26 protein-coding genes are annotated in these 26,991 nt (G+C 49.2%); 6 read left to right on the top strand and 20 right to left on the bottom strand.

The genetic code is table 11. From position 1 onward, the window contains the following. The 11 genes from H6G46_RS13445 to H6G46_RS13395 form a co-directional block, all read right to left on the bottom strand. A partial coding sequence (locus H6G46_RS13445; protein ID WP_190759870.1) for a transposase occupies nt 1–260 on the bottom strand: 260 nt, incomplete at its 3' end. 170 nt (nt 261–430) lie between these two features. Beyond that, nucleotides 431–2,035, bottom strand: coding sequence for a GTPase HflX (gene hflX, locus H6G46_RS13440; protein ID WP_010872658.1), 1,605 nt, complete (start codon nt 2,033–2,035; stop codon nt 431–433). Nucleotides 2,036–2,202: 167 nt separating this feature from the next. Beyond that, nucleotides 2,203–3,258 (bottom strand): aldo/keto reductase, encoded by a 1,056-nt coding sequence (locus tag H6G46_RS13435; RefSeq protein WP_010872657.1) that lies wholly within the window; start codon nt 3,256–3,258, stop codon nt 2,203–2,205. A gap of 109 nt (nt 3,259–3,367) precedes the next feature. Then, the gene (locus H6G46_RS13430) at nt 3,368–4,057 is read right to left on the bottom strand and encodes a pentapeptide repeat-containing protein (RefSeq protein ID WP_020861758.1); all 690 of its coding nucleotides are present in this window, start codon (nt 4,055–4,057) and stop codon (nt 3,368–3,370) included. A gap of 25 nt (nt 4,058–4,082) precedes the next feature. Beyond that, nucleotides 4,083–5,006 (bottom strand): 2-carboxy-1,4-naphthoquinone phytyltransferase, encoded by a 924-nt coding sequence (gene menA / locus H6G46_RS13425; protein WP_010872655.1) that lies wholly within the window; start codon nt 5,004–5,006, stop codon nt 4,083–4,085. A gap of 20 nt (nt 5,007–5,026) precedes the next feature. Beyond that, on the bottom strand, nt 5,027–5,239 hold the full coding sequence (locus H6G46_RS13420) for a hypothetical protein (protein WP_231848059.1): 213 nt from the start codon (nt 5,237–5,239) through the stop codon (nt 5,027–5,029). A 272-nt stretch (nt 5,240–5,511) separates the two neighbouring features. Further along, complete coding sequence (gene leuB, locus H6G46_RS13415; protein WP_010872653.1) at nt 5,512–6,600, bottom strand: 3-isopropylmalate dehydrogenase; 1,089 nt, start codon at nt 6,598–6,600, stop codon at nt 5,512–5,514. Between the two features lie 279 nt (nt 6,601–6,879). Next, the gene (locus H6G46_RS13410; RefSeq protein ID WP_010872652.1) at nt 6,880–7,479 is read right to left on the bottom strand and encodes a superoxide dismutase; all 600 of its coding nucleotides are present in this window, start codon (nt 7,477–7,479) and stop codon (nt 6,880–6,882) included. A 707-nt stretch (nt 7,480–8,186) separates the two neighbouring features. Continuing rightward, nucleotides 8,187–8,471, bottom strand: a complete 285-nt coding sequence (locus tag H6G46_RS13405; RefSeq protein ID WP_010872651.1) for a DUF3288 family protein — start codon at nt 8,469–8,471, stop codon at nt 8,187–8,189. Nucleotides 8,472–8,544: 73 nt separating this feature from the next. After that, the gene (locus H6G46_RS13400; protein ID WP_010872650.1) at nt 8,545–9,969 is read right to left on the bottom strand and encodes an IctB family putative bicarbonate transporter; all 1,425 of its coding nucleotides are present in this window, start codon (nt 9,967–9,969) and stop codon (nt 8,545–8,547) included. Nucleotides 9,970–10,368: 399 nt separating this feature from the next. Then, nucleotides 10,369–10,539: a hypothetical protein gene (locus H6G46_RS13395; RefSeq protein WP_010872649.1), complete on the bottom strand. Its 171-nt coding sequence runs from the start codon at nt 10,537–10,539 to the stop codon at nt 10,369–10,371. A 133-nt stretch (nt 10,540–10,672) separates the two neighbouring features. Between H6G46_RS13395 and psb29 the strand changes: the two genes are divergently transcribed. Both psb29 and H6G46_RS13385 read left to right on the top strand, forming a co-directional pair. Next, a complete protein-coding gene (gene psb29, locus H6G46_RS13390) occupies nt 10,673–11,395 on the top strand; it encodes a photosystem II biogenesis protein Psp29 (RefSeq protein WP_010872648.1) in 723 nt (240 codons plus the stop codon). 31 nt (nt 11,396–11,426) lie between these two features. Further along, nucleotides 11,427–12,350 (top strand): NAD(+) kinase, encoded by a 924-nt coding sequence (locus H6G46_RS13385; protein ID WP_010872647.1) that lies wholly within the window; start codon nt 11,427–11,429, stop codon nt 12,348–12,350. A gap of 280 nt (nt 12,351–12,630) precedes the next feature. On the opposite strand, the gene H6G46_RS13380 is transcribed toward H6G46_RS13385, so the two are convergent. The 3 genes from H6G46_RS13380 to H6G46_RS13370 all read right to left on the bottom strand — a co-directional run bounded on the left by H6G46_RS13380 (nt 12,631) and on the right by H6G46_RS13370 (nt 14,788). Continuing rightward, nucleotides 12,631–12,963: a hypothetical protein gene (locus H6G46_RS13380; RefSeq protein ID WP_010872646.1), complete on the bottom strand. Its 333-nt coding sequence runs from the start codon at nt 12,961–12,963 to the stop codon at nt 12,631–12,633. 85 nt (nt 12,964–13,048) lie between these two features. Then, complete coding sequence (locus H6G46_RS13375) at nt 13,049–14,173, bottom strand: sodium-dependent bicarbonate transport family permease (RefSeq protein ID WP_010872645.1); 1,125 nt, start codon at nt 14,171–14,173, stop codon at nt 13,049–13,051. 372 nt (nt 14,174–14,545) lie between these two features. Further along, a complete protein-coding gene (locus H6G46_RS13370) occupies nt 14,546–14,788 on the bottom strand; it encodes a hypothetical protein (protein WP_071822649.1) in 243 nt (80 codons plus the stop codon). A 505-nt stretch (nt 14,789–15,293) separates the two neighbouring features. On the opposite strand from H6G46_RS13370, the gene psbP reads away from it, so the two are divergent. Next, nucleotides 15,294–15,860, top strand: a complete 567-nt coding sequence (psbP, locus tag H6G46_RS13365) for a photosystem II reaction center PsbP (protein WP_010872644.1) — start codon at nt 15,294–15,296, stop codon at nt 15,858–15,860. Between the two features lie 43 nt (nt 15,861–15,903). Here the strand turns inward: psbP and H6G46_RS13360 are convergent, their stop codons facing one another. From H6G46_RS13360 to H6G46_RS13335, 6 genes are all read right to left on the bottom strand, one after another. After that, on the bottom strand, nt 15,904–16,896 hold the full coding sequence (locus tag H6G46_RS13360) for a beta-ketoacyl-ACP synthase III (RefSeq protein WP_010872643.1): 993 nt from the start codon (nt 16,894–16,896) through the stop codon (nt 15,904–15,906). Nucleotides 16,897–16,990: 94 nt separating this feature from the next. Continuing rightward, the gene (gene plsX / locus H6G46_RS13355) at nt 16,991–18,037 is read right to left on the bottom strand and encodes a phosphate acyltransferase PlsX (RefSeq protein ID WP_010872642.1); all 1,047 of its coding nucleotides are present in this window, start codon (nt 18,035–18,037) and stop codon (nt 16,991–16,993) included. 175 nt (nt 18,038–18,212) lie between these two features. After that, nucleotides 18,213–19,547 carry a TrkH family potassium uptake protein gene (locus tag H6G46_RS13350; protein WP_010872641.1) on the bottom strand — a complete coding sequence of 445 codons (1,335 nt, stop codon included), beginning with the start codon at nt 19,545–19,547 and terminating at the stop codon, nt 18,213–18,215. Then, nucleotides 19,544–20,713, bottom strand: coding sequence for a glycosyltransferase family 4 protein (locus H6G46_RS13345; RefSeq protein WP_010872640.1), 1,170 nt, complete (start codon nt 20,711–20,713; stop codon nt 19,544–19,546). The genes H6G46_RS13350 and H6G46_RS13345 overlap by 4 nt, the downstream gene beginning before the upstream one ends. Before the next feature lie 118 nt (nt 20,714–20,831). After that, on the bottom strand, nt 20,832–21,914 hold the full coding sequence (hpnH, locus tag H6G46_RS13340; protein ID WP_010872639.1) for an adenosyl-hopene transferase HpnH: 1,083 nt from the start codon (nt 21,912–21,914) through the stop codon (nt 20,832–20,834). 553 nt (nt 21,915–22,467) lie between these two features. Then, nucleotides 22,468–24,201 (bottom strand): alpha/beta hydrolase, encoded by a 1,734-nt coding sequence (locus H6G46_RS13335; RefSeq protein WP_232503171.1) that lies wholly within the window; start codon nt 24,199–24,201, stop codon nt 22,468–22,470. Between the two features lie 248 nt (nt 24,202–24,449). Between H6G46_RS13335 and H6G46_RS13330 the strand changes: the two genes are divergently transcribed. From H6G46_RS13330 to H6G46_RS13320, 3 genes are all read left to right on the top strand, one after another. After that, the gene (locus tag H6G46_RS13330) at nt 24,450–24,698 is read left to right on the top strand and encodes a hypothetical protein (protein WP_010872637.1); all 249 of its coding nucleotides are present in this window, start codon (nt 24,450–24,452) and stop codon (nt 24,696–24,698) included. A gap of 72 nt (nt 24,699–24,770) precedes the next feature. Continuing rightward, entirely contained in the window at nt 24,771–25,448 is a 678-nt protein-coding gene (gene ntcA, locus H6G46_RS13325) for a global nitrogen regulator NtcA (protein WP_010872636.1), read from the top strand. Nucleotides 25,449–25,457: 9 nt separating this feature from the next. Further along, complete coding sequence (locus H6G46_RS13320; protein ID WP_010872635.1) at nt 25,458–26,933, top strand: DUF3084 domain-containing protein; 1,476 nt, start codon at nt 25,458–25,460, stop codon at nt 26,931–26,933. Nucleotides 26,934–26,991: the final 58 nt, after the last annotated feature.

Here is a 26,991-nt window from a genome sequence, read left to right as displayed (position 1 = left end):
CGCGCAACATAATCTGTCTTTCTTCCTTTTTTCCTATCCCCTGTTTCGTCTATGAGCATTGTTATTGCTTCTCCTTCCGCAAAACTCAGAATTTTATTAATTCTTCTTTCCCTCACCTCCTCTAACAACCAAGGGCTTTTACCGAAGAAATAGTCAAATCCTTGTCCATTTTCTAGTCCTACTACCTTAGCTATTTCTGGGAAGGTTTTTCTCTTGATATTCGCAATTAATCCTAGATGCAAGTATTCAAAGCTTCTCACTTCTGGAAATAAAATAAGTCTCTGTATCCTTCGCAGTATTTGTCAATGAATTGTACTGTTTCTTTTGCTTCACGTAGGGCAACCATATACCACCTCTGCATTTCAGACTATCTTCTCCATTTTATCCTACCCACAATGATAGAAGAGCGATAATTAGTGTGAAATAGACACTAATCAGTCAAATCCGTCAGAATTTGCTCTAGTAAACGTTTTTTCAGAGTTTCCAAGCCAATGCCCTGGGCCGCCGCCAGGAAAATTGCCTCGGGATAATCCGCTTGGGCCGCTGCTAAAGCTTCGCTGGGCACCTGGTCAATTTTGTTGAACACCATCACCATGGGGGCCGTAGCAAGAGGCATTTCTGCCAAAATATTAGCCACTGAGGCAATTTGCCGTCGCCAAGCTCGGTCGGATAGGTCCACCACTTGGAGCAGTAGATCCGCCTCCGTTACTTCTTCTAACGTGGCCCGAAACGCATCCACCAAAGCGTCGGGCAATTTATGGATAAAGCCCACCGTATCCGTTAGCAAAATGGGATGGTAGGTTTGATTCTCCGGATCCAACAAGGATAAACGCCTGGTGGTGGGGTCCAACGTGGCAAACAATTGGTCCGCGGCGTAAATATCCGCTTGGGTGAGAGCATTAAGTAAAGTAGATTTGCCCGCATTGGTGTAACCGACGATCGCCACGGTGGGGACAGCCTGTTGTTGGCGTTGATTCCTTAGCCGGGAGCGATGGGACTGTAACTCATTAACCTGCTTTTGTAGCTTGGCAATGCGACTTTGGATGGTGCGCCGTTCCGTTTCCAGCTTGGTTTCCCCTGGCCCCCTAGTGCCGATGCCTCCCCCCAACCTGGACATGCCCTGGCCTCGACCCACCAATTTGGGTAGCAGGTATTCTAATTGGGCCAATTCCACCTGTAATTTACCGGCCCTGGATTGGGCCCGCTGAGCAAAAATATCCAAAATTAATTCCGTGCGGTCAATGACCCTAACTCCACAGCGTTGCTCTAGGTTCCGCACCTGGGCAGCGGACAGATCCCGGTCGAAAACCACTAGATTGGCCCCCGTGGTTTGCACTGCCAAGGCCAACTCTTCCACTTTTCCTTCCCCCACTACGGTTTGGGGATGGGGTTTACTGCGATTTTGCTGCATGACCTGGAGCACCTGGGCCCCGGCGGAATCCACCAGTCGTTCTAACTCGGTCAAACCTTCCGCAAAGCTCTGGTCATCCAACTCACTGGTTTTAAGTCCCATCACCAAGACCCTTTCCTGCCCTGCTTCCACCTGACGGGCGATGAATTCCCGTTCAAATTCCGCCTCTAGGCTTTCCACCAAATCGAGGATGGCTTCTTCGGCCAAATCTTCCAAGGCCACCGCTGGGGAAACCACCCAATCGGCTACCCTATCCCCCATATCGTCACTGCTTTGGGGCAATAAATGGGCCAAATACCCCGTGTCTATATAGCCTGTGACGCCGCCACCCCGTTTAGCAAAACCCTGGCCAGTAACGCTTAGCACCACTAGGGCATCCAATCTTTGCAGGGCCATGGCAATTAAACTAGATTCCCTGGGGGCTTCGCCCTTTAAATCCGTGGTGAGGCAACGAATGCCGGATAGTCGTTTTTCCCCATAGCGGGGCAATTCCAAGGGCGGAATTTGGGTTTGTCGGGGCGTACCTACCCCCACCCGGATAATTTGCCCCCGTCGGTTCACATACACTGAAACCGGCTGTTTAATTTCCTGACTGATGGCCCCCAAACGCTGGGCTAATTCCACCGTTAGCAGGCGATCGCCGGGGAGACGCTGTTGATAGAGGCGCTTTAGTTGCTTAATTTGACTGGTTTTAAGCCGTTGGGTTTGGCCGTAGATGGTATCGATAGGCTTTAGTCCTAATTGGTAGATTATGGAGGCAAAAAACAGAAGTTGAATTTATAGCCTAATGATCAATCCTGCCATAAACGACGACGGCTTTTACCCCGCAACCGTTGGTGAGTATCCCGCAAAAGCTCGGGAATGGCCAGATTATGGGGACACCGGGGCAAACAATCCCCGCAGTCGGTACACCGATCGCCTTTTTTACCGGGAAACCAGTGCCCCGCATTTTCCAACATTTGATAGCGATATTGACCAAAACTTTGCATATCAAAGGCGACAGCTAAATTGCGTAGACGTAGAATTTCGGGAATGTTAATTTCCTCCGGGCAGGGCAAACATTGATAACACTGGTGGCAGGCATCCGTACCCAATGCTTGTTTTTGATGGTCAAGCAAATTTTGCAAAATTCTCTGTTCTTGCTCACTCAATGGCTCCAGGTGATCGCCAAGGGATAGAGGTTCATTCAATTCCTGGGGAATGGCGGGGCCAAGACTCAGGGTTGTAATGCGAGCATCGCTCAAGAGAAAACGGTAGGTTAAACCCAAAGGGGTAAAGGGTTGACAGAGGTTCTGCAAAGTTACGGTTGGTGTGTATAGTTGACCGCCCTTGTCAGCAGGGGAAATGATGAAAATGCCCATATCGTGCCCATAGGCTGAGGCGATCGCCGGGGCAAGATGCTGATTAAACCAGTAATAATGCAGGTTAACAAAGGCAAATTTTCCCGAAGCAACGACCTCTTGTACTAGGGGCAAACTACCGTGGGTAGAAAAGCCAAGATGTTTAAATTTTCCCTGTTGTTGGGCTCTTTCTATCGCCGGCCACAATTGCTGTAACCATTGCCAATGCTCGGAGGTATTAATGCCATGGATAGCAAAGCAGTCTAAATAATCCACCTGGAGTCGTTGCAGAGAACGGTCAAGGCCCTGGATAAATTGTGCTGAGTTCTCCGTGGGACAAACTTTACTGGTGAGGTAAATATCGGAGCGATTATATTCCTTCAGTAACTCCCCCAAATAAACTTCGCTTTCTCCGTAGGCCGCCGCTGTTTCGATGTGGTTAATGCCCCCGGCTAGAGCCTTTTCCACCGTAGCCACAAATTGCTGGCGATTGCCTAAGCCCCGCATGGTGCCCAGGGAAAAAACAGATAAATTCAGATTGGTGCGGCCAAAACGACGGTATTGCAAAGGTCAGTTTTTATTGTTTTTATCAGAGTTGAGATCAAAATCTTTTCATCTACCAAGTAACATCACTGAGGTCGGCCCGTTGCAGGTTAGTGCCCACTAAGTTTGCCCCCCGTAAATTAGCTCCTTTCAGGTTGGCCCCGGTAAAATCCGCCTGGGTTAGATTCGCCCCCCGAAAATTGCCATAGCGTAAATCCGCCCCCCGAAAATTAGTCTTTCTTAAATTAGCCCAGCGCAAATCAACGGCGATCGCCGCCACCGCACTAAAATCTGCCTCCGGAGCATAGGCTTGGTGGAGATGGGCTCCCATTAATTGGGCTTGGCTGACCTTAGCTCGGTAAAGTCTTAAGCCGTGGGCTTCCACTTCGGTAAAAACAGCCTGACAAAAAAGGGCTTCGTTAGCATCACTTTCAGTTAGATCCGCCTCACTCAAATTGCAGCGATTGAGGGTGGCCCGACAGAGGTTAGCCCGACGCAAATTGCTTTTGTGCAGACTGGCAGCAATCAAATTGGCATCCGTCAAATCCGCCCCTTCCAGATTGGCAAAGCGTAAATCACAGCCGATCAAGGCGACCTGGCTGAGGTCCCCATGGGGAAACACTAACCCAGCCAAATTTTGATTGGTCAGTTCTAAGCCTTGGGGAACATGGCCATTGACCAAAAGACTAGCAACCCCACTGTTTAACCAGCCTGGGGCGTTGATGGGGGTAGGGGACAAACCATTGCTCATAATGTAATTCATCTTAACCCACTGGCGGTGGTAGTCCTTAGCCCAGGCCAGCCCAGCCATAGCCCGCAGCCATTAACATGCCGCTGAAGAAATGTAAATTAACAGCAATAAATTTACAGTTACTGACTTGCTCCGGCTGGTCATGATATTGCCCCACATGGCGAATTAATTGCACTGCCCAGGGCAGACTGGCAATTATCAGTAACGTTTGCCATGGAGCCTGATGACACAAAACGCCGATCGCCGTAATTAGATAAAGACTAACAACCGACAGGGTTAAAACCTGGGACCCCAACTTGGTGCCTAAACGAACAATGGGGGATTTTTTGCCGGCGGCCAGGTCATCTTCTACCTGGTGGAAGTGGGAGCAAAAAAGAATAATCGCCGTGCTGATGCCCACAAAAACGCTAGGCGTAAGCAAATTCCAGCTAAAACTTTGGCTCTGGGAATAATAGGCGGCGGCGATCGCCAGGGGGCCAAAGGTAATTAAACAAATCAATTCCCCCAATCCTAGGTAGCCGAGGCGAAAAGGGGGCCCTTGGTAGGTGTAGCCCAAAAATATGGCCACCCCAATTAACTCCAACACTGTCCAATCCTGGGCTCGCCAGCTCATGCTCATTAGCCCCAGCACACCAGCTAGCAAGAAAAAGTTACTAATTAAAAAAACTAGATTGCGATTGCCGGTCAAATTAACCACCGAATGGGCTTTACGCACATCAATGCCCGTGTCACTGTCAAACACATCATTGCTCAGGTTAATCCAAGCGATAATGGCGATCGCCGACAGCAAAAAGATGGTAAAAACATCACCATGCCACTGCCCAGTAAGGCCATAGGCCACCGCCGAACCAACGGTAATGGGCACCACTGCCACCGTGTACATGGGGGGCTTAATGGCCGCTAACCAAAGTTTGCGGGTTGCCGGGGCCGTCGATGGTGCTAGGGGCGAAGATTCGGTCATAACAGAGGGATGAAGCTAGTTCAAACTACCTGGGCTTCCGCTTCCAGTTGGTTTAAGGGTACGAAACATTCCCCTGGCAACAGCACTGGCTGACGATTGAACATCAGTTGACCCCGGTGGGTTTCTTTATGGATAGCAATGCCCAGAGGCTGCTTTTGGGATCGGGGGTGGAGCATGCGGTAACTGCGATAAATGCGTCGGGCCATCCGCAACATTTTGGGGTCTAGGGGCATGGGTACGCTCCTGTACTCCACATCAAAATCGCTCTCATCAGGAATAAAAACCATAACAAACTCCCCACTCAGGACGCATATGTGTTGTAGCCATTGACCGAAAAATGTCAGCCAGGTTAGCCATCATCATAAATAACAATAGGGTTTGACGTAAGGGCCACCCCAGAAGATTCTTAGTTATCCGACCAAGATCTAATTTGACCCGAACCGCCTGGCCGTGGGGAAATTAATAGGGCAGAGTTTGTCTAGTTTTTAGCCAAGGGCAATGGTCGTTACATTTCATCTAGGATGCTCAACAATTGCTCTCCCATTTGCCGACAGCCCACCAATTGTGTGCCAGGAGAAAGAATATCACCGGTGCGGTAACCCTGTTCTAAAACTTTTTTCACTGCATCCTCAAGGCGATCGGCCGCCTGGGGTTGATCCAAACCGTAGCGCAACATCATGGCGGCACTGAGCACCTGGGCTAGGGGGTTAGCTTTATCCTGGCCGGCAATATCCGGGGCGGAACCGTGGACGGGCTCAAATAACCCAGGGCCATCACTGCCCAAACTGGCGGAGGGTAACATGCCAATACTGCCGGTTAACATGGCGGCAATGTCGGAAAGAATATCACCAAATAAATTGCCCGTCACAATGGTGTCAAATTGTCTGGGACTCCGCACCAATTGCATGGCCGCATTATCCACATATAAATGGGACAGTTCCACATCGGGATAATCTACGGCGATCGCCATGACCCGATCCCGCCACAGTTGGGACACATCTAATACGTTAGCCTTATCCACTGAACAGAGTTGCCCGCGTCGTTTACGAGCCGTTTCAAAAGCAACCTTAGCAATGCGGTCAATTTCTCCCACGGTGTAAGCCATGGTATTGACCCCCCGTTTTTCCCCCGTTTCCGTCTCGAAAATACCCTTCGGTTTACCAAAATAAATGCCGCCGGTTAGTTCCCGCACCACCATAATATCCACCCCTTCCACCACTTCCCGTTTCAGGCTGGAAGCGTCAATCAATTGGGGGAAGATCGTCGCAGGACGTAAATTGGCAAATAGCCCCAACCCTTCCCGAATGGCAAGCAAACCAGTTTCCGGCCTTTGAGAACGGGGTAAATTGTCCCAGGCATAACCCCCGATCGCCGCTAAGAGTACCGCATCACTATCCTTTGCTTGGGCTAGGGTTGCCTCCGGTAGGGGTTGCCCTGTGGCATCAATGGCCGCTCCGCCAATTAAAGCCTCTTGAAAATTAAACGCAAAGCCAAACTGGTCGGCCACTTTGCCTAACACCGCCACCGCCACCGCCATAATTTCGGGGCCAATGCCATCACCGGGGAGCAGGGTTACGTTATAGGTCTGGGACATGGTAGTGGAAGAACTGAAAAAACTTTGATCAAATAAGTAAATTTAAACGGGCTTTGGGAATGGATTCCACAAGCTTCCCCAGTGTAGTGGATTGGGGACGCAGATTAGAAACTTCAGCCACTGGCGATCGCCTCCCACCTCCCAGCAAATACCCTTCCCCCAATAATTTAGGGAAAGGGTACATAAAGTGAAGAAAACGTCTAGATTAACTCCGATTTTGCCCAACTCTGGGGAGCAAAGAGAGTTTTTAAAGAGCTTTCTTGGAATTGATGGCAAAAACTAGGCCGCTGCTAAGTTAGCCGCCACAAAGTCCCAGTTGACCAACTTACCGAGGAAATCGGCAATGTAATCGGGACGACGGTTTTGATAGTCTAAATAGTAAGCATGCTCCCATACGTCCATGGTCAGCAAAGGAGTTTGACCGGCGGTCATGGGGTTTTCGGCGTTGCCGGTTTTGGTCACTTTCAAAGTGCCATTGTCTAACACCAACCAAGCCCAGCCGCTACCGAATTGGGTGGCTCCAGCTTGTTTGAAAGCTTCCACGAAAGCGTCAAAGCTACCAAAGTCAGCGTTGATTTTGTCCGCCAAGGCACCAGAGGGCTGGCCACCACCACCGGGCTTCATGCAATTCCAGTAGAAACTATGGTTCCAAGCTTGGGCGGCGTTGTTGAAAATACCGGCTTTGCTAGCATCGCCAGCAACGGCTTTAATTACGTCTTCAATGGATTGATTATCTAAATCAGTACCCGCCACTGCATTGTTGAAATTGTTAACGTAGGCGGCATGGTGTTTGTCGTGATGGAACTCCAGGGTGCTTTTGGAAATGCAGGGTTCCAGAGCGGTGTAGTCGTAAGGTAAGTTAGGTAGTGCGTAAGCCATTTAAATTTAAATTCTCTACTCAATAGGGGATTCCATGGCTCTCACTTTACCCTAAAGTTTCCTCGGTTAAAAGGTCGGTAATCCGGTGGAGAACCGCACAAAAGACAAAATATTGCCGGTGGCCATGGGCAAGAAAAAGAGCGACAAAGCCTTGGTAATCATCGCCGCCAACCAAGCCTGACAGTTTTTTAATCCCTTGTTAATCTCTCGGAGCTACTTAACAATTCAACGGGAAACATTGCTATCGCCCATTTCAAGCCCACCCGCTTAATAGGCTCGTTTTGACCTACTTTGATTTGGGTTAGTCTAGCTAGGACTTTAGGCAAACAGGATTACAACGACCTAATTCCCATTGTTGTCATTTGAAAGATCTACTCGGGAAGATTAAGACTGGTTTTGTCCTTGACGAGAAAGTTTTTGGCAGAGAAGAGAATGATCAACAGGGCAAAGTAGCCACAGAAAGCAACAGCAATCAAATTAGACATTTAGTTAATTTTTGTAACGGGAGATGTTGCTTCAAGCATAGGGGAAAATCTCTGGTTTTGGCTTTGGCATTGCTTATCGCACCAATAGTAGGGATTAATACTTGCTAAAAAGCTTGACCATAGATTAACTTCAATGCCTATGGTGGAGGTCGACATCGGCACACTCGAGGGTTCCACCCGGAAAATCATCTCAGCCTAGTTGGGGCAATGGATTAACGAGAGCTAGCTCCAGTCCTGTTGCTCCTCGGTACTCTGTTTGGCATGGGCCGCACCGCTGGCATAGAGGGCTCTAGTTTGGGCAAAGAGTTCTTCTTCAGTCAGATGCCATTGTTGAAGCACGGTGTCCAAATCTCGCTGTAAACTCCTGGCCCCGGGAAAATTTTTGTAACGGATTCTCAGCCTTGCCAAGGAGAGCAGGTGGGGAGTATCGGCGGGGGACTGCAAGAGGCGATCGACAATGGCCTGGTCTTTACTTGCTTGGGGATGGGTTTGCTCTCCGATCGCCATGGTTATGACTCCTGACAAATTTTCAAAAAGGGCAAAGGTTAAGTCTGGCTGGCCAAGTTATTGCCATTGGCTCTTATGAAGCAAGAAGAGGTTTGTCCTCATTTTCTTCTTTACTGGCCTCCAAACGGGCCTGGGCGCTGGCCCACTGACTAGCAACAATGGCCACTAGCAACCACCACAAAGTGCTCACCGGGGGACGGTACCAGACTGTATCTACCATGCCGTGGACCAACAAACCGATGATCGCCGCTAAAGCCCCCATAATCCAGATGCCTTCCGGGGCGAGGGTTTGGCGACAGCGTTTAACCAGTTCTACGCCTTTGCCTAGGGTAACGGCCAACAGCCAGAGCATACAGGTAAAACCAACTACACCCGTTTCCACCAAAATTTCTAGGTAAATGGAATAGGCACTCAGGGCGGTGAAGCGGGGCCGCATATAGTAAGGATAAATTTGGTTAAAGGCTTCGTTACCTGGGCCAATGCCAATGATAGGGCGGGCTCGGATCATGGCTTTTACCCCTTCCCAAACATTGATGCGGAAATTATTACTGCTGTCTTCCCGCCCAGCAAAAATGCTCATGGCCCTGAGTCGAATCGGTTCCACCGCAATCAACGCTCCCCCACCTAATATAACCGCCACGGCGATCGCCAGGGGCAAAGACCACCGTTGCCAAAATTTGGGTAATTGGGGTAACCACCAGAAGTAACAAAGGGCCAGGAAGGTAGCTCCCAGGGCCAGCACTGCTAGCCAACCGCCCCGGCTCTGGGTAAAAAAGAGACAGAGTAGGTTAACAATCACCATGGTTGCTCCCAGCAGTTTGGGCCACCACCGTCGCCATACCACCAGGGCACTCAAGCTCAAACCCGTCATGGGCACCAGGTAAGCCGCCAAGAGATTGGGATTACCTAAAAAGCTATATACCCTAGTGGCCTGGGCCAAGGTAGAGGTGGGGTCATTCCAAGTGGCTAACTGTTCTACCCCGTCCACCTGTTGTCGCAGACCGTAACTCCCCACCAATAGCCCTACCAGTAAAACAACGGTTACTAACCGGTTCAACCATTGTTTGTTTTGCAATAACCTCGCCGCCAGTAGAAACAGACATAAATTAGCTGTTAATTTCGCTAACCCCGACGCCGCCGCCATTTTTACCGGAGAAAATCCCACGGCGATCGCCGAAATGCACCAGTAGGCAAAAACTAAAACATGGATGGGAGTCAAACCCTTCCCTGGTTGATCAGCAAAGGTCAGCAGAGCCCAAAAGGCTCCACAGAGCAGCATAAAAATGCCCAACATGGTGGTGGAGGTGAAGGGAGCCGCAATAAAAATTATTGCCACTAGAGCCGTACCCAATGCCTCGAAGTGGGGCCAGAGCACACTAGCCTGTATCCAACTCTGTCCCCAGCCCACCAAACGATGGAGCACACTGCCCCGGCCCCATTCCTGGGGGGAAAAACCGCCAAACATCAGCGATCGCCAGATAGAGATGGGAGACACCATTAAATACTTTGCCCGTGAATTCTGAACAACTTTCTCACCAATTAGCCTAAGCCATGGGGCATATTCTCGGTAGGGATACAGCCAAAATTAGATCCCGCGGCTCTGACAAAAGTTTAGTGTCAAACAATTTCACAGCGTATCTCGGTACTCTTCCAATAGGGCGATAATATCCGCTAACTGTCTTCGGTGGAGTTGGCTGGGGTCCAGTTGGAATCTGGCGATCGTAGTACGATATCGAGTTTCGATTCTAGTTCGGCGAGTTTCTCGTTCTGCCGCCTCAGCTCTTTCATCCTTTGCTCGTGCCGCGTCTGCTTTTCGTTCTCTAGCTTCCTCATTTCTTCGTTGTATTTCTTCATTTCTGCGTTGTAGTTCCTCAAGTCGGACAAACCCCCGTAGGATTTAATCCAAGACCACAAACGTGAAAGTAAACCCGGCGAAGCTGAGGCCGGCCCATTGGGGGATGGAGAGTTCGTAGTTTTTGAAGTAGATGGTTTCATATTTGAGGGCTACTCCGATGGCAAACACCAAGATGGTGGTAATGATGGCGATAAATGCCTGGAAGTCTGGCATGGTCTGTTCCCTAAGACTGTCCCATTCTAGCAATGCCCGGGGATCGCACTTCCCCCAGCAAGGGTTCAGGTTGGCAAAGGCCGCTTAACAAGGGAAAATGTAGGGAACTATCCCCCCCTTTGTAATCGGCCCTGTGACTAAAATTCGCACTGTTTCTGACGCCAAACGAAAATTTTTTACCCACTACAGCCGTCCCATTAGTTCCATCTACCGGCGTTTTGTCGAAGAACTCTTGGTGGAAATGCATTTGCTCAGTGTGAACATTGATTTTACCTACGATCCGATTTTTGCCCTAGGCATTGTCACCTCCTTTAATAGTTTCATGCAGGGCTATCAACCCGCCGAACAATTACCGGCCATTTTCAACGCCCTCTGCCATGGGGTGGATCAAAACCCCGACCAAGTGCGCCAAGATGCCAAGAATGTGGCCGCCAGTGCCCATCACATTGGTCTGGATGCCTGGGTAACCGCCGCCGCCAGCGAACAAGCATCTGGGGATAATCTTCTGCTCAACACCCTCACGGGGATCCACCAACGCCACAAATTCAAATACAGTCGTTTATTTGCCATCGGGCTTTACACTCTGTTAGCTGACCAGGACCCAGAGGTGAAGGACAATGACGAAAAACGTCAAGATTATCTCACCAGGCTGTCGGAACTATTAGACTTGTCCCTCGATAAAGTGGTCAAGGATTTAGACCTGTACCGCAGTAATCTGGAAAAAGTTGACCAACTGCTTAAGGTGTTGGAAGATGCCGCCGAAGCAGAACGGAAGAAAAAGGAAAAACAAGCCGCTTCTACCACTCCGGCGATCGAGGAAGCTCCCGTAACCACAGCGGAGAGTTCCGAAAGCTAGTTCAATCCATGCCCCACTATGAGGCCCCATTGTGGAACTGAAACAGGTGATCATTGCCCATAAAGCCGGGCACAATGAAAGCAAAACCTATGCCGAACGGTGTGCCAGGGAACTGGAAGCTAGGGGTTGTAAGGTGCTGATGGGCCCCAGTGGCATTAAAGACAATCCCTATCCAGTGTTTTTGGCTTCCGCCACAGAAAAAATAGATTTGGCTTTGGTTTTAGGGGGAGATGGCACTACCCTAGCGGCGGCCAGGCATTTATCCCCCGAAGGCATTCCCATTTTGTCTGTTAACGTGGGCGGGCATCTAGGATTTTTGACGGAACCATTCGATGTGTTCCAGGATACTCAAAAGGTGTGGGACCGTCTCAACCAAGACCGCTATGCTGTTTCCCAACGCATGATGCTAGCGGCCAGTTTATTTGAAGGCGATCGCCGGGATCCCCAGATGGTGGGGGAAACCTACTACTGTCTGAACGAAATGTGCATCAAACCGGCCAGTATTGACCGGATGCCCACGGCCATCATCGAAGTGGAAGTGGATGGGGAGTTAATTGATCAGTATCAGTGCGACGGTCTTTTGGTCGCCACCCCTACGGGTTCTACTTGCTATACATCCTCTGCCAATGGCCCCATCTTGCACCCTGGCATGGACGCCATTGTCATTACTCCCATTTGTCCCCTGAGCTTATCCAGCCGCCCCATTGTCATTCCCCCTGGCTCTTCGGTAAACATTTGGCCCCTGGGGGATTTTGAGTTAAATACTAAACTTTGGACCGACGGTTCTCTGGCTACAGGCGTTTGGCCTGGGCAACGAGTGGGGGTGTGGATGGCCCATCGAGCAGCCCAATTTATCCTCCTACGGGAAAGCTATTCCTTTTACAAAACTCTACGGGATAAGCTGCAGTGGGCCGGGGCGAGGTTTTTGTACGATGGTAACAACAAGGTCAATTGAGTTATTTTGTCGTCAAACCTAAGATTTCGTGCGGGCAAGGATTAAAGCTAAACAAGGACAGGTTTTTAGACCCATTTTTCTGAAAATTTACTCTGTTTTTAGTCGGGATCAATTCTATCTAGGTTTTCCCGGTAAGTTTGGGCTGTACTGAAAATATGGTGACTTTCTAAGCATTTGAAATAGGGCCATGGCCCCCTGAAGAAACAAAAAGCAACCGCCCAAGAATAGTTTTGCCTGGAATGCGGTTGCCGGAATAGAAACAAGCCTAGTTATTGTTGATTTAACAGCCCTCAGGGCCACAGAAAGTATGCCCATAAAGTACTTCTGCGCTACAAATGTAGATGATGCCAGCGTAATCATTAAAATACTTGACGGCAACTCGATCAGCAATTTCTTCAGCCATTTCCCGGGTTTCAGTCAATATTTCAAACTTAATATTGGCCTCGATGTCGGAAGTGTTAGGTTGACCCGACGAGCGCACGTTACGGCTACCCTTGCCACCGGTATTCATTACCGTGTATCCTTTGGCACCGGATTCGTCGATGATTTTGGCAATTTTTTTGAGCAGAATCTTTTCTGTGACGATGACGAGCTTGTTCGCTGGTTTAGCCATTTTGTTTATCTCCTAGAAGTATGTAAGTTAATCTTTTTGGTCTGTTAGGTCAAGGGATTATTGACAGACCATAAACTATTGGGGATTAACCTGCACCAAGGGTCTGGGCAAGCCCAATGAAAAGCGGTATGCACACGCCGATGGCAATGGGAGTACCGATGGCGGTGGATGAACCGATATAGGCAGAGGGGTTGGCAGATGGGATACCTGCTCGCAAGGTAGGAGGCCCGGAGATATCAGAGCTAGAAGCGGCGATAACTGCTAAAACTACCACACCACCCAGACTGAAACCCGTAGCATAGTGGGCAATCATACCAAGACCAAAGGCAATAAACCCGTGCACTATGGGAGCTATTAGGCTATAGACCACATACCATTGAGCTACTTTACGTAGTTCACCAATTCTGGACCAAGCTTCCATGCCCATAATCAGCATCAAGATGGAAAGTAGTCCTCGAAAAAGAGGATCATAAAAACCTTCATAGACACTTTCCGGCTTGGTAAATATGCCCAGGGCAAGACCTAACAACATGGCTGATAGGGCAGGGCCTTGTAAACTTTCTTCGATAATTGGCCAGATTTTGACCCGATTATCTTCCGGTTCTTGCTGGCTTAAATACTCTTGGCGGGTACGAGGATAATCCGTTTGGTCGCCATAATCCCCGGCGGCAACGGGTTGCTTGCTGAACGATTCCTCAATACTAGCAGCAGCAGACTTACGTTTTCTCTTATTGAGATAAATATTAGCTACGACGATCGCCGTTACCAGGGCAGGAATATCCATAAAGGGATACAGAGCACCAGCCCAGGCTTCGTAGGAAATTTTTGATTCTTCCAACGTAGTGAGGGCGGCAGCCATTGTAGAGCCACTGACTGCCCCAAACAAGCCGCCGGTGGCCAGGGCATCCACGGTTCTGACGTTAGGCAGTTTAGCCAGGGTAAAACGGGCGATGAAGACAATAAGAATTCCCAATATCACAGAGAATGCCACGGGTAGGAGCATTTCCGTCAAGTTGGAGTTCCGAATTGCCATGCCCCCGGTTAGGCCAATCTTAGTGAGCAACATAAAGACGATGATCGTAGAAATCGCCTCTGGAATTACCAATTGGGTGCCAAGGGCGGCAATAACCATCCCCCCAATCAGAAAGGCTAGGGTTGGGGACTGCAATTGTCCCACGAAGTCCGTCAAGAAATTGGACAAAAAATCCATAATGTAAATTGTCTCCTTGGTTGAAATTTATGGGGATTGGGGTAGTAAAGCTTGGCCCTGAATCTTCGGCAGTTTGCTTGATCTTTCCAGGGGCAATGAACCCCATTGGCTTCGCTCTGTATAGACTCTTGTCTATGCAGGTTTGAATGCCTATGTCTTGAAATCTATAAGCTAAAGTCTATATGTAAATCCGACCAATTTTGCAGTTGTCCCCCTGGATCTGCTAAGTAATTTTAAATTTGAATGATAAGTTTTACTATTATTTGGCGATCGCCAGCTTTTTGGGGACTAGATGGTGACCCCGGATTTTGCTCAATGGCCCCCTGTAAGTTGATCAATGGGACAATTTTTCTGATTTTTAAATTGTTGTGACTAGTCGACCTGGAAGGGAGGCGAGACCTTGACTGGGGAGGATTCTAGCGGAGGACTATGGCGAGCAACATTGACCCAAACCACCGACAGTAGTAAGCCGACACCACAACCCAGGAAAAAGAGCCAAGCGTGGGAAGGTTCTAGAACAAATAAAAGACGGCGACTTTTATCATACACATGAATTATCCAACCAGCATTGTTATTTGTCTTTGGTTCCGATTGTCTTGATTCAAACTTGTTCATGGATTTCACTCTATGGTGATTATGAGCATTGCCCCAAAGTCGGTGAAATTTACCAGAGGAAAAATTGCCAAAAACGCCTCTGGAAAAAGCACACGATGGTTTCAGCTGGGAACAACTAATCTATTCTGAGTTTAAATTGCCCCGATTCAATAGATAGAAATAAGACTATTTTTTTAGAAAAAACTATATCTCTAAGTTTATGCAATATTTGGTTCCTAAGCAGTATCTTTGCCACAAAACTATCTCAAATTTGTCGAACCTTTTAATAAGTTAAATTTATAGCCTCAACTTATAGCCTCAACAACGTCCCCTGGGTTAGGCAGGAAATAAATTGGTTGAGGAGGCCATAGCCTTCCTCCCCGCTTCAGAACAGTGCCCATGGCAAATTGTTAAACTTCTTTTTCTGGCGGGAATCATTCTACCTCTAGTTTCTGGTCAACCATTGGAGGTTTAATGGGTAAGGAAAGGTAATTTTGCCTTCTTGCCCAGTTCTTCCCTTTCTCCCATGTTGAAAAAGTCCCTATCCACTGCTGTAGTCCTGGTAACTTTACTGCTGAGCTTTACCCTCACCGCCTGTGGAGGAGTGGGCATTGCCAGTCTGCAACGCTACAGTGACACCAAAGATGGTTATGAGTTTCTTTATCCCAATGGTTGGATTGGGGTGGACGTTAAGGGGGCTTCCCCTGGGGTGGATGTGGTGTTCCGGGACCTGATTGAGCGGGATGAAAATTTGAGCGTGATTATTAGTGAAATCCCCAGCGATAAAACCTTGACGGATTTGGGCACAGCCACCGATGTGGGTTACCGCTTTATGAAAACCGTCAACGATGCTTCCCAAGGCGATCGCCAGGCGGAATTAATTAATGCGGAGGCAAGGGATGAGGACGGTCAGGTTTATTACACTCTGGAGTACCGGGTGTTGGTGGGGGACAATGTGGAGCGCCACGATTTGGCCAGTGTGACCACTAACCGGGGTAAGTTAATTACGTTTGATTTATCCACGGCAGAAGACCGCTGGGACACAGTGAAAAGTCTGTTTGACACAGTGGCCAGCTCCTTCCACGTTTACTAATCCATTGCCTAGTAACTACTAACTACTTTAGACTGTTGATTATTTACCACCGCACTATGCTAGCAGCCCAGGTTAAGCCGGCCCCAAAGCCGGCCAGGGCGATTAGGTCTCCCTCTTTAATTTTCCCTTCCCGCACCGCTTGATCCAAAGCCAGGGGAATGGAAGCTGCCGAAGTGTTGCCGTATTCCCCTACATTACTGATGATTTTCTCGGATGGAATACCCAGGCGATCGCCCACCGCATCCATAATGCGTTGATTGGCTTGGTGAAGAATTACCCAGTCCAAGTCGGAGGTGGTCAACTGGGCTTTAAACAGTACTTTTTCGATGATTTCGGGCACCTTAGCCACGGCAAAACGGTACACTTCCCGGCCGTTCATGGTGATGGCTTGATAGGTGCCCTGGGCAACGGTTTTTTCTGCTGTTAAAGGTTGAGGGTTTGCTTGATAGGACAAATTAAGACAGCCATTGCCAGTGCCATCGGTGTACATTTCAAAGGCGAGCAAATTGTCCTGGGCTTGGCGTTGTAGCACCACGGCTCCGGCTCCATCACCGAATAACACACAGGTGGTGCGGTCCGACCAGTCCACCCAACGGGAAAGTACATCCCCTCCCACTATTAAAACCCTTTGGTAAACCCCGGTGCGTAAAAATTGGGCTGCTACGTTCAACCCCACCACAAAACCAGAACAGGCCGCCGTTATGTCAAAGGCAAAGGCTCTGGTGGCCCCCAATCCCCCTTGAATTTGGGCTGCAGTGCCAAATAAATCATCGGGGGTGGAGGTGGCCAGAATAATTAAATCCAGGTCTTCCGGTTGTAGTCCCGCCATGGCCAGGGCTTTTTGGCCGGCCTTTACCCCCAAACTGGCCAAATTTTCCTGGGCCGAACAAATGTAGCGTTGGCGCATCCCCGTGCGGGACTGGATCCACTCGTCGGAGGTCTCGACAATGTTGCTCAGGTCTTGATTTGTTAAACTCTGGTCGGCGATCGCCGTGCCACTGCCAATAATTTTGAGGCCACTGCCAAGGGTATTCAAAAGTCCTGACTCCCGCTGATGTCATGGTGAGCGATTACAGGCTTAAAGCATAGGACAAAGCTGGCCCCTGAGTCACTATGGCCGGGGGGAGTTTCTAGATATTCTGTAATTCCTCTGTTTTTTGTCGTTCCATTAATAGGGAAGTGGAACTGTTAATGCGCACAGAAACCTGATTATCGATCGCCTCCTTAGCTAGGCGAATGGCGTTAAAAATGGAGCCACTGCGGGAACTACCATGGCTAATTACACAAACCCCATCGACCCCGAATAGTAAGGCTCCTCCATGTTCGGCATGGTCCACCCGTTGCTTAATGCGTTTGAGGTTGGGGGCTAAAATAATGGCCCCCAATTTGCCCCGCCAGCCCCTGGGTAGTTCTTCTTTAACAATGCTCAGTAAAATTTCCCCCACCGCTTCGGCAAATTTAAGCACAATATTGCCGACAAAACCATCACAAACAATCACATCAAAATTACCGGAAAGTACGTCCCTTCCTTCGGCGTTGCCCACAAAGGGAATTTCCGGATTACTCTGCAACAATTCATGGGTTTGCAGGGCGAGGGTGTTACCTTTATTAGACTCTTCACCAATGTTCAGCAGACCAACCTTGGGGCTATCAACCCCCAACACATATTGGCTGTACACCGTTCCCATGAGGGCAAACTGTTCCAGGTATTTAGGCTTGCAATCCACATTGGCCCCCACGTCTAGCACAATTACCGATTTGCCGGGAACCATTGTGGGAAATAAGGTGCCGATCGCCGGCCGGTCAATGCCTTTTAAACGGCCCAGCCGCAGTAGGGCCGCCGCCATGGCCGCTCCCGAATGGCCAGCGGACACCACCGCATCGGCTTGTTTTTCTTTGACCAAATTCATCGCCACATTAATGGACGCCTTGGGCTTACGGCGCACCACCACCGCATCTTCTTCCATTTCCACCACCCCTTCCGCATCGACAATGGTAAGGTTAATGCCCTGATGGGGATGGCGGTTTAAACAATCCTCAATGGCCTGGCGATCGCCGACAAGGAAAATATCTACATCTAATTCCTGACTCGCCCGGATAGCACCGATAACAATCTCTTCGGGGGCATAGTCACCGCCCATTGCGTCTAAAGCAATTTTCGCCCGCGTTACAGCCATTGATCAAAACCCATTGAATCTCAAAAATTGTAGCAGACCGCCCGGTTAAGCAGAACTTTTCCCCATCCATCTAACTAACTTGATCCATAACCTAGGCTTGTTTTTCCCTGAGGGGCCTACTGACAAAATGGGCTACCTTGATATCGTTGTTATTCAACAGAATAGGGAAGCCGGATTAGCCTACCAGCAAATTTTCCTCTGGATATTTAATCAAACTTGGCTTAGGATCCCCCACGATCGCCGCCATCAAAATGGTAATGCCCACCCGACCAATGAACATGGTGACAATTAAGACCAGTTGGGAAAGGGGTTTTAGCTCTGGGGTAGTGCCCAAGGAAAGCCCTACTGTGGCAAAGGCAGACACCGCTTCAAATGCCAAGGACACCGCTTCCTGCTCCGACTCCAGGAAAATCAACAAACTTATGCTGGAAATCACCGTCACCATCGAACCAAACACCACGGCGATCGCCTTGAGAATTAACTGGGGTGGAATACAGCGGTCATCAATAATTACCCTTTCCTGGCCCCGCAGAGCTGACCGGGTGCAGTTGGCCAAAATGGCAAAGGTGGTGGTTTTGATTCCGCCGCCGGTGCCACTGGGACTAGCCCCAATGAACATCAACAACATCACCAGCACCAAACTAGTAGAACTCAGCTCATTCAAATCAATGGTGTTAAAGCCCGCTGTCCGGGTAGTCACCGACTGGAACCAGGCGACCAGTAAACGATCCTGGAAAGAAAACTGAGCAAAAGCTCGATTGCCCTGGGCCTCTAAAATCAGAATGCCGAAAAAGCCTAACAACAGCAGGAAAATAGTCACCCGCACCACCACCCGTAGGTTAAGGGAAAAGGCAAAGGGTCGTTGGGATTTTTTTACCTTTCGCACTAACCAGAAATAGGACTCGATAATTACCTGGTAGCCAATGCCACCAAAAATAATTAGGGCTGAAACGGTCAAATTAAGGGGCACGGAGGTTTGATAGCCGATTAAGTTATCGGCAAAAAGACTAAAACCAGCATTATTAAAAGCACTGACGCTGTGGAAAACGGCATACCAAAGGGCCCGGGGGGGAGGATAGTCCTGAAGGAAAACAAAAAAAAGAACTATAGTACCAGTAACTTCAAAAATTAGCGTGGTGGCAATGACTGATTTGATTAAATTATTGCTGCCCTGGGCAAAACGATGGTCAAAGGATTCTTGGATGGCAAACCGTTGCTGGAGGTCAAATTTGCGCCCAATCAGGATCATCAAAAAAGTGGTCAGGGTCATGTAGCCCAACCCCCCCAACTGGGCCAGCAACATGACAGTCAATTCTCCCCAAAAGGAAAAGTACTTGTTCACATCCACCACACTGAGCCCCGTCACACAAACAGCGGAAGTGGCAGTAAACAAAGCCACCAAGGGATTACCCCACTCCCCAGTACTGGTGGCAAGGGGCATCAGCAACAGTAATGTTCCCCCGGCGATCGCCGCAATGAAACCAAGGCAAATGGTACGGGAAATAGTCATTCCAGCAGATAAAAATAGGAACTTAGGTTCGTAGAATGGGCTTGGTGGGGCACCAAAGTTTTATAGAGGGATTCCAATTGCACCATATTGGCCGCAAAGGTGTAGCGCTCCAACACCCTTTCCCTCGCTTTGCGTCCCAACAAATCCGTAATCTCTGGATGGTCCCGTAGTAGCGGCAAAAGAATTTTGAGTTGGGCAGTCACCCCCTGGGTTTTGAGCACAATGCCCGCCCCATTTTCCAGCACTTCCCCATCCGCTCCAGCGTCGGTGGCCACACAGGCTGTGCCACAGGCCATGGCTTCCAATAAAGATAGGGATAAACCCTCCACCAAGGAAGGCAAAATAAAGGCATCGGCAGCCCGCAACAGTTGAATCCTGGTCAATTCATCGGCCACGAAGCCCAACCAATGGACTCCCATTTCCGGGCCGTAGTGGGTTTGCAGAGTCGATTTTAAAATGCCGTCCCCCACCATCAGCAGTTTGCAATGGGGGCCCATGTCGGAAAATTTCCAACCTTTGAGCAGAGCTTCCACGTTCTTTTCCGGGGCAATGCGTCCCAGATAAATGAATAACCGTTCGGCCTGGTACTCTTTTTTCAGGTCATTTTGCCCTGGACAATAGCGCTCCACCGCAACCCCATTGGGAATGATGGCCAGGCGTTGCCGGGGCACCCCCAACTTGAGTAAAAGGTTCCGCTGTAGTCGGGAAAAGATGATTACCTTATCGTACTGGGCCAAGGAGGGGGCATAGAGTTGGTAGGTCAAAAACTGGGTACTGGAGGAAAAATTGCGTAGCTTACTGTCAAAGGGGGGATGGAAGGTGGCAATTAAAGGTAAGCCCAATTCTTCACAAATTTCCGGCAAACGAAAATCCAGGGGAGAAAGGGTTAAGGAGGCGTGCACCAAATCCGGCTTTAACTTGGCCAGGGCATCGGTTAAAACCCGGCTGGAGCGGGGGGTAGGGATGGTATAAACGGTTGATTTAAATAGAAACGGTAAGGCCACTTCCGCGCAACCATTTTCCGCCAGGGGTTCTCCCTCCTCCTCCTGGGCAAAATGCAAAAAGCTGACCTGATGGCCCCGGTCTAGTAATGCATTGGTTACTTCCCGACCGTAGGTTACATTGCCGCAAAAGGGCGTTTTTTTTCCTAACCAAGCAATATGCATGCAGATAACCAGACCGTGAACGAAACCGTGCCAATCAGGGCATTGTAAACTTTGGCATTCTCAAAATTTCTTCGCCAATCATAGGGGATCTTTGGGCTTCTGGCGATGGCATTACTCCCTAGGCGCTGATTAAACTGCCCATGGCCCGACCCATATTGGCCGGGTGGAGGGCATCGAGGGCCGCGGTGGGTTCATAGCCACAGTGGACCATGCAATCCTGGCATTGGGGATTGTTGCTTTTGGGACCGTAATTTTCCCATCTTGTTTCTTCCAGTAGTTCTTGGAAACTTTGGTAATAACCTTCGTTGAGTAGGTAGCAGGGTTTTTGCCAACCGAGCACGCTGTAGCTAGGGCTACCCCAGGGGGTGCAATCGTAATCCTTTTCCCCCATGAGAAAGTCTAAAAAGAGGGGATTGTGGTTAAAATTCCAGGCTTTTTTACCTTTATTCCAGGGAGCTAGTAGTTCTCGGAACAGGGCTTTGGTCTGATCCCGTTTGAGGAAATGGTCTTGATCCGGTGCCCACTCGTAGCTATAGCCTGGGGAGATCATCATGCCGTCAATGCCCAGGGTTTGCAGATAGTCAAAAAATGCCTGCATTTTTGCCACGTTGGCCCCTTCAAACACGGTGGTGTTGGTGGTAACCCGGAATCCTTTGGCCTTAGCTGCTTTAATGGCTGCAACAGCTTTATCAAATACCCCTTGGCGATCGACACATTTATCGTGGTGTTCCCTGGGGCCATCGAGATGGACGCTGAAAGTCAGATAAGGGGAAGGCTGGAATTTGTCGAGGCTTTTTTCCAACAAAATTGCGTTGGTGCAAAGATAAATGAATTTCCGGCGGGCCACCAAGCCCCGGACAATTTCATCAATTTGAGGATGGAGCAGAGGTTCACCACCGGGAATGGATACCACCGGGGCACCGCATTCCTCCACTGCCCGAAAGCAATCTTCTGGGGAGAGATTTTGCTTGAGAATTTCCGTGGGATGTTGAATTTTTCCACAGCCTTGGCAGGCCAGGTTACAGCGGAATAGGGGTTCTAGCATCAGCACTAGGGGGAACCGCTTTTTGCCCTGGAGCCGCTGACCAACAATGTAGCTGCCTACTACTAGGGCTTGCTTAAGGGATACAGCCATGATTTTTTCACACCACCTAAATTTCTGATTATTACCGAAAAGTATGACACGGGAAAACCCTGCCATTCAGGGCCGGGATGGGCCAACGGAGTTTAATCCTGATTCTAATGACAAAGTACAGGCACAGCCACGGCAACACAGAGCAAAACCCCTTGCCGACAACGGTGGAATTACTCTTTAGAGGGGGAAATTATCCGTAGTCCCTAGGTAGATTAAGCTTTCTAAGGATTTAAGGATTTGCGGCCATAACTCTACTTTACGATTTAACAAACATTGATAATCAGTAGTATTGATTAAAGTTTGACCATTCTGAATGAGAGCCTGAAGTTGGGCTGTAATATCTTGATTTAAATTGGATTGTCGTCCTAGCAGTGCCAACGACCAAATCCTGGTATCTACGATGACTTCCATTGGACAGTTCCCTGTTGTTTATAGTCATAATCAAGACCTTATTCTATTGTCCCAAATATATTGATGATTTTCAGTAATTTTTATTGTTCTAGGTACGCTTGTAAAGCATGCTCAATAGCAGTTTTAAGGTCATATCTGGACTAAGATTCATTGCTGCTTGGAAAAAATCATCGTTAAGATTTAGAGTGATTTTCATGGCTAGTTCACATTAAAAATTATCGGAAATGGTTTGGGGGGGAAACTCATTGGGAGGAGGAGTCAGACCGTTGGTGCGGCGGAACTCCTCAATGTCCTTAATTAAAGCTCCCTCGGATTTTTGGCTAATTAGATAAAACTTGAATTCTTGATCCCGACTCAAATAGGCGGCATGGGCGGCTCCGTTCTCCACTAGGGGGCGGAAACTTTCGTCCCCAGCTACATACAACTGGAAAAAGGGCACCATGACAGCAGAACCATAGGTGTGGAGTAGGTTTGGATCAGGCAATTTCAAACTGACTGCTTCCACTGACTCGACCACGTTTTTGATATTGGCATCAATTTTGGAGAAATCTACGTGGGCTTGCCCTTCCATCAAAGTTAGATACTTATCACGACTGGCCAAGCGAGGGAAAGAACGGGCCTGTTCCAACACAAAAGGAGTGGCTGGATCATAACTGCCCCCAAGCAATAGAACTGGGACCGTAACCTTATGCAGTCCCGATACGCCAAAGATCGCACTGTTAACAGGATTGGCCGCCAGCACTGCCACTACCCGGGGGTCTCGGAAGTCATAATCGGACCGGGGCAGGGTTAGGGCATCGCATTGCAATAACAGGGCCGTGTTGGGGACTCCTTGGCCAATGCGACATTCCGATTTCAAAAAATCCCAGTCAATGGTGGCCCCGGCCACAGCTAACGCGCCATAACCCCCAAAGGAGTGGCCCCCCACCCCTACCTGGGTCAAGTTAAGGCGATCGCCGAACTCACTGGCATTGCGACGTTCCAACTCATCAATGACGTAGCTAATATCCTTGGGCCGGTCAATAAACTCGGTGGGATAGTAACCCTGGCGAGAAGTGCGATTGAGTAAAGCTTGGGCCTGGAGAATGTCACTGCCGGGATGCTGGGGCAAAGCCACCACAAAACCATAGGAGGCCATTTTCTCCGCCGCATTGTCGAAATCTTCCGGACGGGAAGCCAAACCATGGGAAAAAACTAAAACTGGTGTTTTGCCTTCTTTCCAGCGTTGGGGGCGGTAAACATCCACGTAAAAACGACGGTTACGACTTTGGTCGTTTAACCACCAGGTTTCTTTGGGGGCCACACCGTAGGGGCCCATTTCAGTGGGATCTGGTAAAGCACTAAAGTTGATATCCCCTTCTGAAGCCGCCTCAATTTCCGAGAGGGCAATCATCTTATCAATGAAGTGTTCGGAAGCTTTAACTAGCAGTTCCACCGCCCGGGCCCGTTCTTCCACCACTTCCCCTTGGAAATGGATATCGGTGGGATACTTTTTGATGAAATTGATGAGGCTTAGTCCCCCTTCTGGATCCTCGGCTGCCTGCACAATTGCGGCCCGAATACCATATTTGGAGTTAGCTCCCCAGGGGGCATTGAGAATCACCGCTGCCCTAGCCAGGGAATCTTCCCCCAGGCTGGTGTTAAAAAAGTTACTCAGCACAACGGGGTCCACCTCTGCCCGGAGCCCCATAATTTCCCTTAATTTTGCTAATTTTTCTTCGGAAGCTCCCACCAGATTAAATAAAAAGCTGAGATTGGAATCCACAGTGCCATCCTGCACAAATCTTTCTAGGGATTCCACCCGCACCGTCAACTTGATTGGCCCGTAGGTGAAAAAGATATTTTCCGCAGTTTTGCCCGGCAATTGAACGGCGATCGCCGTGAGGGCTCCCAAACAAACGGACTGCAGCCAACGACGGAGGTTTAAGGGAAAAGTGACCATGGAAGCTATATCGAGATTAATTAAAGGGGGGGGATCAACCAAGTTGCTGGACTGGAGCAGTGGGCAAGAAACCTGAGCTAATTCTAGGCAATTTTGTTGCCATTGCCCCCAACGTAAAGTTATTTTTTTCTCCATTACCTTTTGTTACCTAAAATTTAATGGAGCCAACCTAGGCTGGACCTTTTGTCACCGTTGCTCTGTCCACGGGATGGAGGATAATCTAAACGAAATCATTAGGGACCCTGACCATGCAAAAAGCCGACGAATTTGCCATCCATCTGTTTTTGGCCAATGGCCATCGAGAGGAAGTCCGTTTCATGACCATTCAAGATTTCCAAAAATGGTATAGCAACGAAGTTGTGCCCAAGCACGATTCCCAGGAATTTATCAGTGTGCCTATCAGAAATATTCAGGGCGAGTACATGGTGGTGCGACCCTCGGCGATCGTTGCCATTCGGGTGGAACCAATTTTCTTTGGCAGTGTGGAGCGCATGTAATCCGTTGTGTATAATCTTGATACAGAATGGGGTTTTGCACTTCCCTTGATGCCCCCATTACCGTGAACGTGCATGGATCAGTCCCTAACCCAAGATCGTCCCCTAGCGGCAGTGTTTCGACGCTTAGGCAGTGAGTTGATGCCCCCGGTGGTGGAAACGTTTGATCGGAGTAAAACAATTTTTTTTCCTGGGGATCCGGCGGAACGGGTTTATTTTTTGCTCAAGGGGGCTGTTAAGTTATCTAGGGTTTACGAAGCCGGGGAAGAAATTACCGTCGCTCTGTTGAGGGAGAACAGTGTTTTTGGGGTGTTATCATTAGTTACCGGGCAACGTTCTGACCGTTTTTACCACGCAGTGGCTTTTACCCCGGTGGAGTTACTGTCTGCCCCCATTGAACAGGTGGAACAGGCTCTCAAGGAGCATCCCGACCTGTCATTGTTGATGTTACAGGGGCTTTCTTCCCGCATTCTCCAGACGGAAATGATGATTGAAACCCTAGCCCACCGGGATATGGGTTCTCGTTTGGTTAGTTTTTTGCTGATTCTCTGTCGAGATTTTGGTGTACCTGCCCCGGACGGCATTCGCATTGACCTCAAGTTATCCCATCAGGCGATCGCCGAAGCCATTGGTTCCACCAGGGTAACGGTGACTAGGCTCCTAGGAGATCTGCGGGAGGGTAATATGATCTCCATCACGAAAAAGAAAATTACCGTCCATAACCCCGTTGCTCTCAGTCAACAGTTTACCTAACCACCCTCTATGACCAGTGCCTATATTCTGGTTCTTTCTGTCCTAGTTTTGGGCGGAATCATTGCTGCGCTGGGGGATCATTTGGGCAGTAAGGTGGGCAAAGCTCGCCTACGTCTGTTTAAACTGCGACCCCGACAGACGGCGGTATTGTTGACGGTGATTACTGGCACTCTGATTTCCGCTTCCACCCTGGGGATTTTGTTTACTTTTAGTAAATCCTTACGAGAGGGGGTGTTTCAACTAGATGATATTTTGGCGCAGTTGCGGGTGGCCAAAACAGAATTGGAACAGGCTAGCCAAGCGAAAGAAGAAATTGAATCGGAACTTACGGCTGTACGCGAAGAGCAACAATTGGTGCAGGAGCGCAGTCGGGAGCTGAATCGAAACTATACCAAAGCTTTGCAGTTATTGCGCCGGGTATCGGAACAATCCCGTAATTTGCGCCAGGAGGTGGCTAACCTTTCAGCGGAAAGGGCTCAATTGAACGAACAAAAGGACTCACTATTAGCGGAATCTTCAGAACTTCAGAGTCAGGTAAAACTGAGGGATCAAGAATTATCCAAGCGTCAGGAACGCATTGCCCAACAGGAAAAAGTCCTTGCCCGTCAGCGGGAACAGGTGCAATCTTTGGAGAAAAGGTTTGCTTCTTTGGAGGCCCAGCGCCAACAGTTACAAGCTGAAATTAATCAACGGGACACCAAAATTGATCAACTCGACCAGGCGATCGCCGCTAAAGATAATGACATCCAGGCCCGGGAAGAAAAGTTACAGGGGCTAGAAACAGAACTAAGTTTCCTGCAGAGGGAAGTGGAAGAACTCGAACGCTATTATCAAGATTACCAAGAGCTGCGGGGGCAACAAATTGCCATTCTGCGGGGTCAGTTATTGGCCTTTGGTGGTCTAAGGGTGGTAAGTAGCGAAGCTGTCACTGGTGCCGTGGATCAATTGTTGCGCCAGGCTAATCGCACTGCTCTACAACTGGTTAAAACCCCCAATATGCCCGTGCCCGATGAACCCATTGTCCGGGTGACCACCGCCCAGGTGGATAGTATTACAAGCCAACTCCAACCAGGCCAGGAATATGTTATTCGGGTGCTATCAGCGGGGAATTATGTGCAGGAAGAAAGGGAAATTCGGGTCTTTTTTGACGTGGTGCCCAACCGCCAAGTTTTTCGAGAAGCGGAAACCATTGCCACCATTTCCCTCGAATCCTCCGACTTTAGCGAAGTTGATGTCCAAAAACGGATTGATTATCTCCTGGCTGCCGCCCAATTCCGTGCCCGTCGGGAAGGTATTTTGGGCCCGATACAAGTGGAGGATGGGCGCATTAAAACTTTGATTGATTTTATCGAACAACTGCGCCGTCAGGCCGATAATCCCCCCAATGAAGTCCGGGCGATCGCCGCTGAGGATACATCGGTGGTCGGACCGTTAAAGATCAGAATTATTGCTTTGCGGGGCAATCAAATTATGTTTGAGAATTAATTTTGTCGGTCATCTTTGGAAATATACCCAGAGTAAATCCTGGCCAAGGCTCCATAAA

This window comes from Synechocystis sp. FACHB-908 (assembly GCF_014698595.1).
Lineage (GTDB): Bacteria > Cyanobacteriota > Cyanobacteriia > Cyanobacteriales > Microcystaceae > Synechocystis.
Note: the sequence above shows the minus strand (reverse complement) of the source record. Positions and strands in the feature narration are given on the sequence as shown.

Excerpts from the sequence above, each read along its gene's own strand:
- H6G46_RS13435 (WP_010872657.1), bottom strand. The coding sequence starts at position 3,258 with ATGCGGGGCTTAGGCAATCGCCAGCAATTTGTGGCTACGGTGGAAAAG.
- H6G46_RS13430 (WP_020861758.1), bottom strand. The coding sequence starts at position 4,057 with ATGAATTACATTATGAGCAATGGTTTGTCCCCTACCCCCATCAACGCC.
- menA (WP_010872655.1), bottom strand. The coding sequence starts at position 5,006 with ATGACCGAATCTTCGCCCCTAGCACCATCGACGGCCCCGGCAACCCGC.
- H6G46_RS13420 (WP_231848059.1), bottom strand. The coding sequence starts at position 5,239 with ATGCCCCTAGACCCCAAAATGTTGCGGATGGCCCGACGCATTTATCGC.
- leuB (WP_010872653.1), bottom strand. The coding sequence starts at position 6,600 with ATGTCCCAGACCTATAACGTAACCCTGCTCCCCGGTGATGGCATTGGC.
- H6G46_RS13410 (WP_010872652.1), bottom strand. The coding sequence starts at position 7,479 with ATGGCTTACGCACTACCTAACTTACCTTACGACTACACCGCTCTGGAA.
- H6G46_RS13405 (WP_010872651.1), bottom strand. The coding sequence starts at position 8,471 with ATGGCGATCGGAGAGCAAACCCATCCCCAAGCAAGTAAAGACCAGGCC.
- H6G46_RS13400 (WP_010872650.1), bottom strand. The coding sequence starts at position 9,969 with ATGGTGTCTCCCATCTCTATCTGGCGATCGCTGATGTTTGGCGGTTTT.
- H6G46_RS13395 (WP_010872649.1), bottom strand. The coding sequence starts at position 10,539 with ATGCCAGACTTCCAGGCATTTATCGCCATCATTACCACCATCTTGGTG.
- H6G46_RS13380 (WP_010872646.1), bottom strand. The coding sequence starts at position 12,963 with ATGGCTAAACCAGCGAACAAGCTCGTCATCGTCACAGAAAAGATTCTG.
- H6G46_RS13375 (WP_010872645.1), bottom strand. The coding sequence starts at position 14,173 with ATGGATTTTTTGTCCAATTTCTTGACGGACTTCGTGGGACAATTGCAG.
- H6G46_RS13370 (WP_071822649.1), bottom strand. The coding sequence starts at position 14,788 with ATGAACAAGTTTGAATCAAGACAATCGGAACCAAAGACAAATAACAAT.
- psbP (WP_010872644.1), top strand. The coding sequence starts at position 15,294 with ATGTTGAAAAAGTCCCTATCCACTGCTGTAGTCCTGGTAACTTTACTG.
- plsX (WP_010872642.1), bottom strand. The coding sequence starts at position 18,037 with ATGGCTGTAACGCGGGCGAAAATTGCTTTAGACGCAATGGGCGGTGAC.
- H6G46_RS13350 (WP_010872641.1), bottom strand. The coding sequence starts at position 19,547 with ATGACTATTTCCCGTACCATTTGCCTTGGTTTCATTGCGGCGATCGCC.
- H6G46_RS13345 (WP_010872640.1), bottom strand. The coding sequence starts at position 20,713 with ATGCATATTGCTTGGTTAGGAAAAAAAACGCCCTTTTGCGGCAATGTA.
- hpnH (WP_010872639.1), bottom strand. The coding sequence starts at position 21,914 with ATGGCAGGGTTTTCCCGTGTCATACTTTTCGGTAATAATCAGAAATTT.
- H6G46_RS13335 (WP_232503171.1), bottom strand. The coding sequence starts at position 24,201 with ATGGTCACTTTTCCCTTAAACCTCCGTCGTTGGCTGCAGTCCGTTTGT.
- H6G46_RS13330 (WP_010872637.1), top strand. The coding sequence starts at position 24,450 with ATGCAAAAAGCCGACGAATTTGCCATCCATCTGTTTTTGGCCAATGGC.
- ntcA (WP_010872636.1), top strand. The coding sequence starts at position 24,771 with ATGGATCAGTCCCTAACCCAAGATCGTCCCCTAGCGGCAGTGTTTCGA.
- H6G46_RS13320 (WP_010872635.1), top strand. The coding sequence starts at position 25,458 with ATGACCAGTGCCTATATTCTGGTTCTTTCTGTCCTAGTTTTGGGCGGA.